Source organism: Flavobacterium aquidurense, from assembly GCF_002217195.1.
GTDB classification, from domain to species: Bacteria; Bacteroidota; Bacteroidia; order Flavobacteriales; family Flavobacteriaceae; genus Flavobacterium; species Flavobacterium frigidimaris.
Window position 1 is genome coordinate 163,464 of the sequence record NZ_MUGR01000024.1, and the last position, 14,520, is coordinate 177,983.

18 protein-coding genes are annotated in these 14,520 nt (G+C 27.7%); 8 read left to right on the plus strand and 10 right to left on the minus strand.

Annotated elements, in window-relative coordinates; translation table 11 throughout:
- Window positions 1–318: 318 nt before the first annotated feature.
- From B0A67_RS13110 to B0A67_RS13140, 7 genes are all read left to right on the plus strand, one after another.
- Entirely contained in the window at window positions 319–549 is a 231-nt protein-coding gene (locus B0A67_RS13110; protein ID WP_072959180.1) for a hypothetical protein, read from the plus strand.
- A 102-nt stretch (window positions 550–651) separates the two neighbouring features.
- Complete coding sequence (locus B0A67_RS13115) at window positions 652–1,461, plus strand: hypothetical protein (protein ID WP_072959183.1); 810 nt, start codon at window positions 652–654, stop codon at window positions 1,459–1,461.
- 141 nt (window positions 1,462–1,602) lie between these two features.
- Window positions 1,603–2,172 carry a hypothetical protein gene (locus B0A67_RS13120; protein WP_123887389.1) on the plus strand — a complete coding sequence of 190 codons (570 nt, stop codon included), beginning with the start codon at window positions 1,603–1,605 and terminating at the stop codon, window positions 2,170–2,172.
- A 140-nt stretch (window positions 2,173–2,312) separates the two neighbouring features.
- Complete coding sequence (locus B0A67_RS13125) at window positions 2,313–3,464, plus strand: hypothetical protein (RefSeq protein ID WP_072959189.1); 1,152 nt, start codon at window positions 2,313–2,315, stop codon at window positions 3,462–3,464.
- A 325-nt stretch (window positions 3,465–3,789) separates the two neighbouring features.
- Window positions 3,790–4,317, plus strand: coding sequence for a hypothetical protein (locus tag B0A67_RS13130; RefSeq protein ID WP_072959193.1), 528 nt, complete (start codon window positions 3,790–3,792; stop codon window positions 4,315–4,317).
- Between the two features lie 877 nt (window positions 4,318–5,194).
- Entirely contained in the window at window positions 5,195–5,635 is a 441-nt protein-coding gene (locus tag B0A67_RS13135; protein ID WP_072959196.1) for a response regulator, read from the plus strand.
- Window positions 5,636–5,772: 137 nt separating this feature from the next.
- A complete protein-coding gene (locus B0A67_RS13140) occupies window positions 5,773–6,279 on the plus strand; it encodes a sigma factor-like helix-turn-helix DNA-binding protein (protein WP_207557336.1) in 507 nt (168 codons plus the stop codon).
- 162 nt (window positions 6,280–6,441) lie between these two features.
- Here the strand turns inward: B0A67_RS13140 and B0A67_RS13145 are convergent, their stop codons facing one another.
- Together B0A67_RS13145 and B0A67_RS13150 are read right to left on the minus strand one after the other, a co-directional pair.
- Window positions 6,442–7,071, minus strand: a complete 630-nt coding sequence (locus B0A67_RS13145) for a hypothetical protein (RefSeq protein ID WP_072959200.1) — start codon at window positions 7,069–7,071, stop codon at window positions 6,442–6,444.
- 18 nt (window positions 7,072–7,089) lie between these two features.
- Window positions 7,090–7,335: a hypothetical protein gene (locus B0A67_RS13150; protein ID WP_072959203.1), complete on the minus strand. Its 246-nt coding sequence runs from the start codon at window positions 7,333–7,335 to the stop codon at window positions 7,090–7,092.
- A 279-nt stretch (window positions 7,336–7,614) separates the two neighbouring features.
- Between B0A67_RS13150 and B0A67_RS13155 the strand changes: the two genes are divergently transcribed.
- Complete coding sequence (locus B0A67_RS13155) at window positions 7,615–7,881, plus strand: hypothetical protein (protein WP_072959207.1); 267 nt, start codon at window positions 7,615–7,617, stop codon at window positions 7,879–7,881.
- A gap of 553 nt (window positions 7,882–8,434) precedes the next feature.
- Here B0A67_RS13155 and B0A67_RS13160 read toward each other — a convergent pair.
- From B0A67_RS13160 to B0A67_RS13195, 8 genes are all read right to left on the minus strand, one after another.
- Window positions 8,435–8,779: a DUF2019 domain-containing protein gene (locus B0A67_RS13160; protein ID WP_072959210.1), complete on the minus strand. Its 345-nt coding sequence runs from the start codon at window positions 8,777–8,779 to the stop codon at window positions 8,435–8,437.
- Window positions 8,780–8,935: 156 nt separating this feature from the next.
- Window positions 8,936–9,859, minus strand: a complete 924-nt coding sequence (locus B0A67_RS13165; protein WP_072959213.1) for a hypothetical protein — start codon at window positions 9,857–9,859, stop codon at window positions 8,936–8,938.
- Between the two features lie 102 nt (window positions 9,860–9,961).
- Window positions 9,962–10,606 (minus strand): hypothetical protein, encoded by a 645-nt coding sequence (locus B0A67_RS13170; protein ID WP_123887392.1) that lies wholly within the window; start codon window positions 10,604–10,606, stop codon window positions 9,962–9,964.
- A 28-nt stretch (window positions 10,607–10,634) separates the two neighbouring features.
- Complete coding sequence (locus tag B0A67_RS13175; RefSeq protein WP_072959219.1) at window positions 10,635–11,105, minus strand: hypothetical protein; 471 nt, start codon at window positions 11,103–11,105, stop codon at window positions 10,635–10,637.
- A 130-nt stretch (window positions 11,106–11,235) separates the two neighbouring features.
- A complete protein-coding gene (locus tag B0A67_RS13180; protein WP_123887394.1) occupies window positions 11,236–11,730 on the minus strand; it encodes a hypothetical protein in 495 nt (164 codons plus the stop codon).
- 87 nt (window positions 11,731–11,817) lie between these two features.
- Window positions 11,818–12,594: a hypothetical protein gene (locus B0A67_RS13185; RefSeq protein ID WP_072959226.1), complete on the minus strand. Its 777-nt coding sequence runs from the start codon at window positions 12,592–12,594 to the stop codon at window positions 11,818–11,820.
- Window positions 12,595–12,890: 296 nt separating this feature from the next.
- Window positions 12,891–13,490 (minus strand): SMI1/KNR4 family protein, encoded by a 600-nt coding sequence (locus B0A67_RS13190; protein WP_072959229.1) that lies wholly within the window; start codon window positions 13,488–13,490, stop codon window positions 12,891–12,893.
- A gap of 437 nt (window positions 13,491–13,927) precedes the next feature.
- Window positions 13,928–14,518 carry an SMI1/KNR4 family protein gene (locus B0A67_RS13195; RefSeq protein WP_072959232.1) on the minus strand — a complete coding sequence of 197 codons (591 nt, stop codon included), beginning with the start codon at window positions 14,516–14,518 and terminating at the stop codon, window positions 13,928–13,930.
- Between the last annotated feature and the right edge of the window lie 2 nt (window positions 14,519–14,520).

A 14,520-nucleotide genomic window follows, 5' to 3' on the forward strand; every position in this document is an offset into this window, starting at 1 on the left:
CTAATAGTGAATTTAGGATGTTTCGTTCTTTAACACCTATAATCAAAACTAATTTGCTTTCTTAATTTTAATATGCATAATTTGAACCGATAAACTCAATAAATAGAAGGTGTTAAGCCTATTGTTTTTAAGTTTTAGATCTTCCCGATAACAAAAAAGAAAAGAAAAAATTAAAGAGTCTATTCATTTTCAATAACTATTTTATTAATTTCTGTAAAGACTACAAGACGTAGAGATAATTAGTTATCGTGCATAATTTGGATTGACATTTTTTCTTTGTCTTATTTTTGAAATATTAACTTTATAATTATATAAAAAATGTCAAAAAAAAATCAAATTGCTATCGGTAAAATAATTGCAAAAAAAATTACAGTAAGTTCAACAAAGCAAAAATCAGTAGATAACAGATCGAATCAATTAAATCCTAATAATACTGAATATCTTAAATCCCATTTAAAGAGTAATACAAAAGTAAATGCTAAGAAAAATGATGATTCTGATTGGGATGATGATAATTTTGGCGATGATTGGGAATTTAATCATGATTAATATAAAATAAGTTCAAAAATATTTATTTAGGCTTTTATCATTAAGCTTTAATATAATTTACTAGTTTAGCTAGTAATCCTCTGCTGAGTTACGACCATTTGTATGTTAGATAAATTTTTAGAAAATTATAAGAGATTGTCTTTTGAGAAAGAAGAGGAATTGACTAATAATTTTTTCGTGATGTTTTATGGAGGTGAAAAAGAATTATTATCTCGCTTAGATAAATTAAAAGAACAATCAAATACTGATGAAGAAATTTTTGAAATTTTGAAAATTGAAACTAATTTAGATTTTTGGTTGAAAATAGAAGAAATATTACAATTTAATAATATTACAGAATTAATTAAAGCGACTTCTAGACTACAAGAGAACAGAGATGAGTTAGTTAATTTAATTACTGATTATGAGGGTTTAAAAAAGATGTTTGCGATTCAGAAACCTTTCGCAGAGTATAATTTTGAAACTCTATTTGACATTAATTTTGATGGTAAAAACAGAGAAGAAAGCAAAAATCTGGCAAAAGGAATAATTTATGTAACTAAAGAGACTATTGCTAAAGAATTCGATTGCAATAAGAGAACCTTAACAAAATGGCTTAAAATTTGTTTTGAGGATAGATTTATTAGAAAAGACAGAAAGATTACTATAGAAGAATATATAGAAATTTTTGAAAAGTTCTTTTTAAATGATGATGAATATCTGGACTTGAATAATGATCTAAATAAATATTTAAATAGATTGGAAAAAGGTGTCAATTTCAGCAAAAGTGATTTGGCTAAATTATGTGACTCTGATTTGAAAACTCAAAAAGAGAACCTTAAAAAAATAGCATTTTTCTCATCTATAAATAAATTTCCATATTCCATTTGTAAAAATTTAGCAAGTAGAATGGGATATGAATTGGAGTTTTAGTTTTTTAATATAATTTAATACCAAAATTTTAAATATATAATCTTATTTATGTCCCAAATCCAGCATAATTCTGATGTAATTAGTCCATTACATGTCTTTTATATAAAAGGGAGCAGTAATCTTAAATCACAATCGCAAAAAATGAGAAAGATATTTTCATTACCATTCTTATTCATCTTAATCTCTTGTAATGATGTGAAAATCATCGAATCGAAAGATAATTTTTCTTGTAGACAGGAATTAACTTGTTTTGGAATTAACAATCATTACTCAAAAGCTGACGGAATTGATGGCGGTAATAGATTTGGAGATATTGAAACTTCTAAATACCACGATAAAATACTCAAAAAATATCCAATTGCTAAAAAAGAAAATGTAAAGAATTTAGAAAAAACGAAAACTTTAATCTTAAAAAATAATTCTGAAACTAAAGCTTATAAAGTAACTATTCAAAAAAAAATTAATAACTCTAAAGTTGAATATGAGGATTTTGAATTAGAGCCGACTAAAAGCATCTGTCTTGGTTGTAGTGAAAAATATTTTGTTAAATTAATAAACGGGGGAACAATAGAAAAGCAAGAAAAAATATTGATAGGAAATCCAGTAATTACAAAAACAAAATATAGTTTTCTTAAATACGAAGGTGAAGTTATAAAATCCGAAAGTATTGATTACAAGATTCACAAAACAGAAGTAGTAAAAGAATACTAAAAAAGACTACTTTGCTAGCTAGCGGAATTATCGTTTCACATCAACTTTTCTGCTAAGCAGAAAATTGAAAGGTTACGAACTACAAAGCATCTCAAAGAACCACAACGTTTGCAGCAACCCTAAAAAATAACGAAAAAATAATGAAATTAAATAAATATTGGTTTAACCTCAAAAGAAAAATAGCAGTTATTTTCTTTAAAGATGTTATGTCCTATAATTCTAAAATATACCTTTCCTACTTAAATGAACCTACCAAAGGACTGAGAGAACTCTATGACATTTCCAAACATCGTCTATTAGATGAACTTGAAGAAAACTTAAAAAATGGGATTAAAGATTCTTTAATTTATGATAGTTTGTATAACTTCTATGCGGAAACGCCATTGTATCAATTTATTGCAATGCATTATGAAATGACTAATTGTTATTTAGATGTAATAAAAAATTATGAACTGAACAATGCAAATTTAGTAGACAAGGAAAATCTATATATCCTTAGAACTCTGTTACAAATTTCAGCAAATAATGCTGTTGAAGCAATGGCAAGTTGGGAATTGGCAAATGAAGAAAAGCACAGAAAAACCGGTATTAAGAATTCTATATCTAGTTTGATTAACAAACTACCAGAACAGACAATAATAAGGCCAATAAATATTGCATATTCCAATAATTTATTTATTTCAAATTGTTTTTCAAAATATCCAACACTAATAAATAGCGACCTAAAAAATTTAATATCAACACTAACAGGAACAGATGCAATAAGTTTACTTTCAAGTGGTTTGAGAAATGTTCAAGTCTCTAGTTTAATACAATCACATAATAACTCGTTACAGATTAATAAAATGTTTGCTCAAGAAATTATAAATAGTCTTTGTATATTAAATGAATCAATAATAAAAGACTACAGCCAAGTAACAACAACAATTCCTAGAAGAAAGGATAGACAAATTGGTCGAATGTTGTCACCTCCAACTCTTAGTACTATTAATATAAATGTTTCAACAATTTTAGGAAATTCTATTGGTGGATATACAGCTTTATATGCAACTGAACAACTTCTTGATGACAATCATTTTAATACCCAATTCCCTGTTTTTATAGGCAACTTAATGAATAATACATTAGCTCCAGACACTTTTAAAGCACATATCCTGTTAGGAATACACGCTTTAAGAAATAGAGTATTACACGATTATGACGATACTTTATGTTTTTACACAGATGCAGACTTATTTATAAAAACAATAGGACTTCTATTTGTCGGAGTTAATATCACAAGAGATATATAACTAAAAAAAGGCATCTGCCAACACACTTTTCAAGACATTTGTAAAATTTAGTGGAATTATCGTTTTTTGTGGTTTGTTTGTTTAGCCGAAAAGACTTGTTTTCTTAACTTTCAAAAGTCTAGGAGCGGGAAAACGTTGCCTAATATATGTTTAAATCTTCAAACATATATCGAGCAGAAAATTTTATTACAGCTAACCCAGACAAACTATTCTTGATAATAAAAGAAGACTTTAAGAAGAAAGAAATTATAGTTAATCTAAACGAATATTTAAAGAACCAGTCTGAGTAGAGCTGCAATAAATTTAAAAATAATAAACGATTGCAATGATAAAAATTATTAAAGAAAGTAAAATTAGAATTCAAGAAGAAGAACAAAGAATTCGCACTAAAATAATTGAATATCTAAAAGAATGTGATTATACAAGCCATTCAAATTCTTTTCAAGTTCTTGATATTAAACATCTGCATGAACTTCAAGAAATTTATTATGGCCCAGGATTTTATATTTTAATGACGGATTTAAAATTTGAAAACAATAATTGTTTATTTGAAATTGATGACTTTAAGGCTATCTACCGTGGACATTCATATTTTGTGAAGGACAGAATTATGAGTCATCTATTCAATCTAGATTACAATAAAAATTCTTCTAAACACAAAACGAAATATACCGTTTGCTTAAAAATTGAAGATGGGGTTGAGGGAATAAATATTAATCAACAGCCATATTCTGATTACTCTTGGAAAATAATTGTCCATAAAATGAAAGATAGCTCAAAAATGATTAGAGAACAGGCAGAACTTGCTTTTGACAATATTTATAATCGACCATTAAAAAGTAGAGAAAGATAAAGTTTGTAACATAAGATTTTATATGAATTAATATAAAAATTGAACTTAGAAATAATTAATCATTAAATATTAATGAATTATATATATAAATATTTTTAGTAATACATATTCTGATGGTTTCAATAACATACGGATCGGTACGTTCAAATTAATTACATCGTACATTAATAAACTACTAACTGAGAATATTTATAAAGAAAACGATAAAGTTACAATATAGACTTTTCTCTACGCAAAACATTTTGATTTTCATTCTACTTTGATCAACTTGGTAAGTTCAGTTGTCAATAGAATTTGAAAAGCGACTTATAACTCTAATAGAATAAAAAAGAAGTACAATGACTATAATAAGTAACGATCGCAAAATATAATTTTAAATTTAGCATTTTAAGTACAACTGTGAGATCCTTTTCTGGTTGTTTTTATTTGTATTTTGTCCTCTGATTCTGCAATATAAACATTGGATTACAGCATAAACGTTAGTATATTTGCGCAAAATATAGAAAACTCATATAGTATTTTTGCTTAGGACTCGGTAACTGAAAACTGGTAATTTTTAAAGACCGCGAGACAAATAAGTAAGGACGCTCATGCCATTGGCGTGGGCGCTCGCTTATTCGTGGTCGGGTATACCAGTGCCTCAGTTCCGATAAGTGTAGTGGTCTGCGCCATGTTTTTTTTTATATAACAGCGCGTAATGTTCATTAACGGGGCAAGGACATATTTACAGTTATCGGAAAAGTAATTTTTAAAGCTCTTTTATTTTTACTATGAAGTTTTAATAAAGCTTTTAATCACTACATGTAGGAGGAAAGTCCTATGACAACAAATTATCGGTCGTTATTTTCTATAATTTGTTTAAAATTAAATAAGAACAATGGAAAAAGAGAATCAGATTACGATTGGCTTAGTTGATGACCATGAAGGACTTCGAATATCCCTCCAAAATTTTTTGGAACACCGTAATTTTAAAGTTGTCTTACAGGCTGCTAACGGTCAGTTGGCAATCGACAGTCTGATGATTAACGAAATACTGCCGGACATTTGTATCCTTGATATTAATATGCCTGTTATGGATGGGTATCAGACAGCAAGGGAATTGGCACAAAGGTATCCAGAGATCAAGATATTGGTCTTCAGCAGTCTTGACAACAAGAGAAGTATTGAGGAAATGCTAGGTCTTGGCGTCAGAGGTTATGTACTGAAAGGTTCTGCTCCTGAAAAACTTAAAACAGCTGTAATCAAGCTTTATGAAGGAAGCTATTATTTCAGTGAGAAAATAAGTAAAACTGCTTTAAGCTATTTAGCAGAAAACTGAAATTTACAATAATCCAGAAGTAATACTTGCAAATATAATGTGCTAACTATATATATTTTGCGACGACACTTAATTACAACTTATGAAAGATGTTAACTAATACACTGATAGACCGTACTAATAGATTTTACATTGAAATGTCCAGAAAGGTACTTTCTGAAAAAGAATATGATATACTCCAGAAACTTTTGATAGAAAAAAAGACTCTTAAGGAAGTTGGTGACAATTACGGAATCAATGCCGAGAGCGTCCGTAGACTACACGAAAGGACATTTGAAAAAGTAAAGAGTCTCGCTGAAATGCTTGCTGATATTGACTACTACAAGCTGAAATTAGAGCAGTTAAAAGATGACTTTGAATACGAAACAGGGCGAATTAAAAGAAGAAGAACTAATCCTGAAACTGACCTAAATAAATTGCTGTATGAGAGCCATTTTCCTTTTAGCAAGAGAATGTATAATATAATTGAATCTTTAGGTATTAGTACGATAGGAGAACTTGCAGATATCCCCCTTAAAGATTTTCAGTGTCTCAGGGGATTTAAAGGGAAGTGTAAAAATGAACTGATTGCATTTATTGAGTTTGAACATATTGAACATCTTTTTAAGGGCTTTTATGTTTGGAAAAAAGTACCAATTAAGTAGTTATCACGATTTATAAAAAGCTGTTCGAAACGTAAAATGGAAATAATTTATTTTACGGTAAAATTATTCTTGTTTTGAAATTCTAAGAATCGATTGAAATATTTTTTAAGTATTGTAAAGTTCAAAACTTCTAGAATCTCTGAAGTATTTTAAAATTTGACATTAATTTATCTTTTCTATTATCTGATTGTAATCAATTACAGTTACCCATTCCCCAAATTCCCTGTAAATTTCACCAACTGTAACTAAATATTCTTTTTTATTCTCAATTATAAATTTTTCCAGCTTTTTAAAACCTGATGGATTTTTATTCAATACGTTTCTCCACGTTGCTTTTCCACTCATAAACTTTATGAATGCTATTTTGTCTTCAACAACAAAATATTTAATGCGAGGATCATTTGCCGCTAAAAGACTAACATAATTACCAAAATAACCTCGACGTCTTATACCATTTGCACTTTTTTCATTCCATTTACCAAATTTGAATTCAGCGATTCTCAAATTGGTTTCCATATCAAAACGTTCTTTATGATTTCCAGCACCAAGTGACAAATATTCTACTTTCTCATCTTCATTTAGCCAAACTTCTTTTGCTATCATGATACCCGATGCATGAACTATTTCATCAATTTGTGATGAAGCTTCTTTAATTATTTTGGCTGCCAAATAAATGGTTTCGAAATTAGAAATAGAAATTGTCTTTTCTAATTTTTGTAAACCATTAAGGGTTTCTTTGACACTTTCGTTTTTAAAAATTTTAACGATGTTCATGGCTTCATTAATGTTCATAATCAGTTTTTAATTATCTTACTTCCGTACATTTTTGTTTTTTTCTATAAATTTTTTTTCTTGCTCTTCTTCAATAAAATCTTGCTCTTTCTTTTTTGAAATCACTTGTTTTAGATAGATTTCTCTATTTATTCTAATACGCTCTTTTTCTAGTATGACAGTCTTCTTATAATTATTAATAAAGAAAACTACCAATAATATAAAAGAGATTAAAGTGAAAATGTATATTATCTTTTCACAATTGAGTTTTTTAATTTTTTTCATTCTGAAGGATAATTTGGAAAAATGAAAAAGTTATTAAAATAGTTTCTTTCATTTTTTTGCTAAAGCCGAAAATTGAAAGGTTGCGAACCAGACACCATTTCAAAACACTAAAAATTTGGGCAGTATAAAAAATGATGAAACCATAAAAATATAATTTAATGAAATTTAAAACATCTTCTCAATTCTGATTTTCGCACTTATTAGTTATAAAAATGAAATATAGCTATTTAAATATTAATTTTTTACTTTATAACTTTACAAAAAAATAAAAATAATAAAATGACTAAAACTATAAAACTCCGAGTGAAAAAGGAAATAGACAGAAATAGTGAGTTTAAAGTATTAAAATTAAAAGGTAGTTTAATTACTAAAGGATTTACCGAAATTATTCACATTGAGGATGAAAATGAAAATTTTTATCTTAACTCTTTTTCCACTTCTGCTGAAAACAAAAAAGAAGCAGACGATTTTATTTTAGATTACATATCGGTAAATAATTTAAGTGAGACTATTACTTTGATTAGCACTATAAATAATAACTTCTGATGGCAAAACTTTAAATCAAAAAAATGGAGTGTTAATATTTTCTACGATATTAATATAAAACTGGGGTAAAAAAAACTAATCAAACAAATTAAAACAATTAAAAAAGTTGCGTAGATAGTAAACATAGTACGTTTATAGCTACGATTAATTTTAGCTAATTTTAAATTTAATTTGGCTTGTTCCTGGTCGATTATATCTTGATATCTATCATTCATATTTCAAATATATTAAACTTTCCAAAAATATTATTACGGATTTCCGTAACACACGTTTTATTTATAATAAATTGATTGTATTGTAATTCCTCCATTTTCCCAGTCATTTAAGAAGTTAAGTCTGAATTCCTTGGGTGGAAATAAAAAGATTATTCTCGTGCGACCCACTTCCAGTAAAATCTTCTCATGCTTTTAGTGTTGTAAGTTCAACAGGTGAACCAAATTGTAATGGCGGTCTAGCACATCATCCGGTTGCATTGAACACTCCGTTCTTCCAGTAGTTTCTTGGTTTTCTATCTACAGATTTTTAATAATTCACAGGATATTCCCCTTAAAAGTTATAAATTTAAATTTCCTTTTCGCCATTCACTCAATGTAGTTTCTGCAGTAAGTGAATGTATTCCTGATGTTTTTTCAATACTTTCCAATACTTTTATGGCGTCTTTTTCATTATACGACAATAAGTAACTAGCGGACCATAAGCGAACACCAATTGATTCATGCAACAAAAAATTTTCTAATTTGTTGATTGCATTTTCATCTTTTAAAAAATTTGCAGCTAATACAATTTTAGCATAAAATTTATTTCCTGTTTTATAATCTCCTGTCTCTATTGCTTCCGATTGTTTAATGGAAACTTCTTCAAAAATTGATAGTGCCTTTTCTACGTTTTCTATTTTCATTACTGTTCTAATATTTTCACTAATACATTAAGAACCTTACCTAGTTTTTACTTACAAAAATAAATTTATGGTCTTTATGTTGGCGCCAGAAATGGGACAATACCCATCCGATATTCCTAGTGATAGCATAACGTGGATACACTATATCACGTTTTACTATTCAAATAAATTCATTTTAAGTAAACTATCTATATAATCATTGCTTGTCTTACTTAACATATCAAAATAATAAAATGCGTGTCTTTTTAAGTCCTCCCCAAATTTTTCTGAATTATATAATCTAATCATCCCATTTCCTATAAATTCTTTATCTGTTCCTCGATCAATGACCCATTCCATAGGCGAAACTCGATTAACTGTTTTTATAGCAAAGTAACCTCCAAAATTATACGCTGGTTGATGAAAGTAAGGATGTCCAAATATGCCCAAATTACTTTTTCCTTTTAATTTAAATTTTTCGTTAAGTTTAAATACAATCAAATTAAAAGAGGGTGTCTCCCAATCACCATGCTTCATTTCTTTAATCGTTTTGCTATAATTAACCTCAAAACCTATGAAATAGTCTTTTTGAAAATGCTTGTATCTTATTTGAGTTTTTCCATTCTGTAATATCTTCTCGAAACTTTCGAATTTTGTTTCCAACAAATGATTATAATAATTTATCCAACCTTCTATATTGTAGAATGGATCATTTAAGCATACTTTATAAACATCTTCTTCTTTTACGATTTTATCCTCAAAACAATTAAAATTAGAAATTTCTTTATACAAATTGTTCTCTTCAAACGACCAGAACCTTTCTTTTGATGAATTCTCAATTTCAATTTCGGCCTCCATTAATTTTTCCAGTATTTCAGGCTCTCCATTTGTACCGTCGGTTGGAGTGTAATTATAAGAGAGATTGTTATCATCATAAAAAATATCTAAATAATCTAATCGCTTTAATATATCGTCATTAATATTATTCATATTAATCGGACTTAGAAGAAATGAATATAACGCTCTCTCCAAATAAGTACTTTTGTATTTTTCGATTAGCTTTAAAGTGTCTTCTTTTAAAATATCTATATTGTAATTCATTTTTTTATATCATTCATTCTTTGGGGGAACTTCGGTATTTCTATTCCGATTTAACTATTTTTAAGTATAAATCAGCAACCTTTTTCATCGTAAATTATAAATTTATTTGCATTTTGTTTTCTCAAAAATAGTTTTTAATTGATCCATGACAGATCCGGATTTAAAATCTTCTTTCGAAATTGCATCAATAAGTTTTGGACAATCTGCAAAAGCTTCTCTTGACATTTTTCTAATAAGTGAATCTGTTCCTATTGCGAAACCATTTGATCCTGTTGTAGCATAACCAAATACTAATTCTTCACTATTTTTTTTACCAAAATAATAAGCTGTATTCGCAAAAGTAACTACAGTACTAGTACCTGCTGCATTTCGACGATTACTGCCATCCGAGCCAATCGCACCTATTTTTACATTTTTATCATAAACGATGTAAAACCAAAGTTTTTTCTTGGATCTCGAAAATTTGCCTGTTAGTATATTAGCTGTTGTGGCGTATAGTCGTTCCGCAATATATTTTTTGCTTTCAGAATCTGCATATTCGATTTTTTTGATGTTGACACTTTCAATTTTTTCTTTTTTGGTTTCTTCATCCGTTTTGAAATAGACTTTAGAATCATCACTTTCTACCATTTCAGCAAGTCCTATCTTGGTTGATCCGTCTTCCATGTATAAAACAGCTTTAATGAATTTAGCATGTCCGGTTGTTGCGAATAAAAGTATAGTTATGAGTAATATTGTTTTTTTCATAATTAATTATTTAAAGAATGATTTAGTTTTATAGAGGTATATCCCCAACTTTAATTGTAAAATGCTTATCATCAGATTCTACTAAAGAAACATGAGTTTTGAAATTTCTTTTTGTGATGTTTATTATAGATTCGTGAAAATATTTTATATTAATATTAATCCCATAATATTGAAGTAAGATATATCCTCTTCTATTTACTAAACTATCATTATAAAAATTTAAATATCTAGAATATTCTTTTATATAGTCTTCGGATTTTATTTTTTTACAAGTTCCTGATAGTGCAAAATTAAAAATGTATTTTCCATCCTTAAAACGCATTTGATAAGCACCACAATCTTCTGAAATATGATTTTCTGTTAATATATAAGGGTCAGGTTTTCCAATTTCTTCATCTTTATTTTTACATGATAGGAATAAAAAAAGAAATGAAATAACAACCACATGAATTCTTTGAAGAAAAACTTTCCGGAATGTTTCTTTTGTACGCAATATCATTTAAGACTTTTTTAAATATTAGTTAATCCGATACAAACTCGGATCTATTAGATACTTCTTTATTTTGTTGATTAATAATCAGGGATATAATTGTTGTTTCTAAAATGTTAGTATTACATCCTGAAAAACCTTATTCTTTAAAGAGATACTTATACTGTAGACAATCTTTCTTTAAATATCTTTCTTTATTTGCCTCAAAGTTGGTATAACAATATTTATCACATTTAAAGTCAAACTTAGCGATACCAATTAATTGGTTATTTTTATAAAAAAGTAAAACATCTTGGTAACAATTTAAACATTTATAATTTGGATAATATCTCCCAGGGTTTTGATCTGTAAAAAAGGCATCTATCTTGTCAGAAAAATTATTGTTAATTTCACTTTTTATAAATCCAAATTGAGATAGGTCTTTATAATGAGTTTTAGTTTTTTTTTCTACAAAGTCAGAATAATAAATCTCAAATTTTTCACTATTATCGGGTGGTCCAGGCAACATATAAAAATTACTATGATAGTATACTACTTTATCATAAAACGAATTATTATTCTTTGAACATCCCAAAAAAATAACGTTCAATAATATATAAAGAATCTTGCTTCTGCAGAATAGTTTATTTTTCATTATTTAGATTTCGCTCTACTCTAAGCATATTAACCGTTTTTGGACAAATAGTAAGTATATATCATGAATATAATATGTAATCAATTTTTATCCTGGTAATTTTAAGTTTTGAATTTTTAATCCTTCTCTTTCATCCAAAGAATCAAAGTCTTCCATTTTTTTACAATTGTTTAAATAAATTAATTCTAACTTCTTATTGCAATTTAGAGCTATTACGGATTTCAGATTCCTTCCATAATTAATTTTAATAATTTTAAGGTTTTGCAGCTTTTCTATTCCATCCAAACTTTCAATATTCGTTAAGTTAAGTTCTAAATATTCAATACTCTTTAGTTCTCCTAATAAATCATTTAAAGATTTGCTTTTTGAATTATAATACCAAACAATTAATGATTTTAAACTAGAACTACTATTTACTAGCTTTATTTTTTCATTCCATTTTAGAATAGAAACAGCTTCTAAATTAATAAATTTTAAAAAATCTATATTCCCTTTCGACGTACCATTTATATACAATTCTTTAACTAAATACAGATTAGAAAAATAGACCGCATCAAGTTTTGCATCCATAAAAGACACATTATAAAAATTTAAATGCGCAATTTTATGATTAAAAACAGATATATCTTCTTTTAATGTTCCATCATAGGATATTGTCTCATAAAAAACTTCTAAATGTTTATTAGGATCATATAATTCTGCTAAATAATCGTTAAAACCCTTTGGATCATCTTTCTGTAAATGTATTTCTAAATCACTTTTTTTTCTACTATTTTGTTCTAATTCGTGCTCAATAAATTGATCAGACGTTACTTTTATATAAGTATCTCCCTTAAACCAACATTTGTATATATTAAAATTCATTTTTTTCAAATTATATAATAAATGACAATCAATTTTATGCCTTTATCTTACCAGCAAGATGTTGGCGTCAGCACGGGGACCAATACCCATCCGGTACTTTTCGTGATAGTATCACGTGGATATACTATAGCAGGTTTTTATTATTCAAATAAATTCATTTTAAGTAAACTACTTATATAATCATTGCTTGTTTTGCTTAACATGTCAAAATAATAAAATGCGTGTCTTTTTAAGTCCTCCCCAAATTTTTCTGAGTTATATAATATTGTTGAGATCTCCTGTCATTTCAGGCTTTTTTATGAACTTTTTAAAGAACGAGGAGTTGTATCTATATCTTCTTCAATTTCAACCCCATCATTATCAAATAATTTTATAATTCTTCTAATTTCAAAACGCAGCATAATTTCAAATGAGTCCCATTCCACAAGTGAAATTGCACTATATCTATCACAATAATGGACCTTATTTGTTGATGTATCAATATATAACCTTGAACCATCCCAATTATAACTTCCTATGAAGAAAAAACTTTCTTGAGAGTTATTTGGTCTTTCATAGACATTTGATGTCTTTAAATCGAAAGGTTGACGACTATCTTCTATTGATCTACCTAACTTTTTTCTTATACCAAAAAGTGACAAAGTTGAAACAAACACATTTAAACCATTACTATAATTTAATAAAAAAAACTTGTACACATCTGGTATTTTAATTTTAAATTCTTCTTCAAACTTTACGATATCTTCTAAATTTAACACTGGATATATTTCATTTAACCATGCCAACTCAGCTATATGTGGCGTTCTACCTATTAGTAATGTCCCATTTTCAGATGTTTCTAGTCCTAAATTTTTAAACTTTAAAAGCTCTTTTTTTATTTCTTCAAAATAATTCATACTTACTCTATTTTTCTACTAACTAAATCTCCGGTAGTTTTTTCCTTATATTTACCGTTATTTATATGAAATATTACCATCTGCTCCCTCAGAAAAATAATATGTTCCAGCTTTTGTTTGACTTAATCTAAATTTGTTAAGCACTATATCTGTATCAACATTTTCTTTTGACTGTTGGTGTTATTCCTTTTTCTGCATATTTATCCATTACGGTTGACCACTGTTTCAAATGTTCCGCTGAATTCTTTCCTCTATGTATTATAGGTTCTAACCACTTTAATTTGCTGGATTATGAACATCAATACCTGCCTTTGCAAAAAATTCTGCAAACTTTTTTGCCTTAGGAAAAATATGATGTGCGTCTTGTCCATTTCCTGGCATTTTAGTAAATACTTGCAAATTATGTCTATAAGCACAAGCTGAAAATTTCGATCCGTTTAACTATATGGAGTAGTCTCTATATCTTCGTCTAACTCTACACCGTTATTATCAAACAATAAATACAAACGTTTAAGCTCAGATAAAATCATTCCTTCTAGAGATTCCCACTGAATTTTTGATGTTGCATCCCATCTTTCGCAACAATGTATAAAACCTGTTTCTTTGTCAATATAAAGATGTGAACCATCCCAGTTATATCCTCCTATAAAAAAGAAATTGTCGTTGGAATTATCTGGTCGTTCATAAAGGTTAGGAGTTATAATTGAATAAGGTTGTCTTATTTTTCCGCCCTCTAATCTATTTATTTGTCTTCTTAGTCCATACAAACTAAAAGTTGATGATAAAATATTTAGACCGTTACTAAAATTCATTAAAAACTCACTATACACATCTGGTATTAACATTTTTAATTCTTTTTCTAAAGAAATTAATTCATCTTTTGACAAAACAGGATAAATAATATTTAACCATCCTTCGGGACCATTATGAGGTGCTTTACCAATTAAAATTGCCCCATCTTTGGAGTTCTCAATCCCTAAATTTTTAAACTTTAATAGTTCACTTTTTATTTCTTCAAAATAATTCATAC

Bases quoted from the DNA above. Each gene is read 5' to 3' on its own strand.
- B0A67_RS13110 (WP_072959180.1), top strand. From the start codon at position 319: ATGTCAAAAAAAAATCAAATTGCTATCGGTAAAATAATTGCAAAAAAA.
- B0A67_RS13115 (WP_072959183.1), top strand. From the start codon at position 652: ATGTTAGATAAATTTTTAGAAAATTATAAGAGATTGTCTTTTGAGAAA.
- B0A67_RS13120 (WP_123887389.1), top strand. From the start codon at position 1,603: ATGAGAAAGATATTTTCATTACCATTCTTATTCATCTTAATCTCTTGT.
- B0A67_RS13125 (WP_072959189.1), top strand. From the start codon at position 2,313: ATGAAATTAAATAAATATTGGTTTAACCTCAAAAGAAAAATAGCAGTT.
- B0A67_RS13130 (WP_072959193.1), top strand. From the start codon at position 3,790: ATGATAAAAATTATTAAAGAAAGTAAAATTAGAATTCAAGAAGAAGAA.
- B0A67_RS13135 (WP_072959196.1), top strand. From the start codon at position 5,195: ATGGAAAAAGAGAATCAGATTACGATTGGCTTAGTTGATGACCATGAA.
- B0A67_RS13140 (WP_207557336.1), top strand. From the start codon at position 5,773: ATGTCCAGAAAGGTACTTTCTGAAAAAGAATATGATATACTCCAGAAA.
- B0A67_RS13145 (WP_072959200.1), bottom strand. From the start codon at position 7,071: ATGAACATTAATGAAGCCATGAACATCGTTAAAATTTTTAAAAACGAA.
- B0A67_RS13150 (WP_072959203.1), bottom strand. From the start codon at position 7,335: ATGAAAAAAATTAAAAAACTCAATTGTGAAAAGATAATATACATTTTC.
- B0A67_RS13155 (WP_072959207.1), top strand. From the start codon at position 7,615: ATGACTAAAACTATAAAACTCCGAGTGAAAAAGGAAATAGACAGAAAT.
- B0A67_RS13160 (WP_072959210.1), bottom strand. From the start codon at position 8,779: ATGAAAATAGAAAACGTAGAAAAGGCACTATCAATTTTTGAAGAAGTT.
- B0A67_RS13165 (WP_072959213.1), bottom strand. From the start codon at position 9,859: ATGAATTACAATATAGATATTTTAAAAGAAGACACTTTAAAGCTAATC.
- B0A67_RS13170 (WP_123887392.1), bottom strand. From the start codon at position 10,606: ATGAAAAAAACAATATTACTCATAACTATACTTTTATTCGCAACAACC.
- B0A67_RS13175 (WP_072959219.1), bottom strand. From the start codon at position 11,105: ATGATATTGCGTACAAAAGAAACATTCCGGAAAGTTTTTCTTCAAAGA.
- B0A67_RS13180 (WP_123887394.1), bottom strand. From the start codon at position 11,730: ATGAAAAATAAACTATTCTGCAGAAGCAAGATTCTTTATATATTATTG.
- B0A67_RS13185 (WP_072959226.1), bottom strand. From the start codon at position 12,594: ATGAATTTTAATATATACAAATGTTGGTTTAAGGGAGATACTTATATA.
- B0A67_RS13190 (WP_072959229.1), bottom strand. From the start codon at position 13,490: ATGAATTATTTTGAAGAAATAAAAAAAGAGCTTTTAAAGTTTAAAAAT.
- B0A67_RS13195 (WP_072959232.1), bottom strand. From the start codon at position 14,518: ATGAATTATTTTGAAGAAATAAAAAGTGAACTATTAAAGTTTAAAAAT.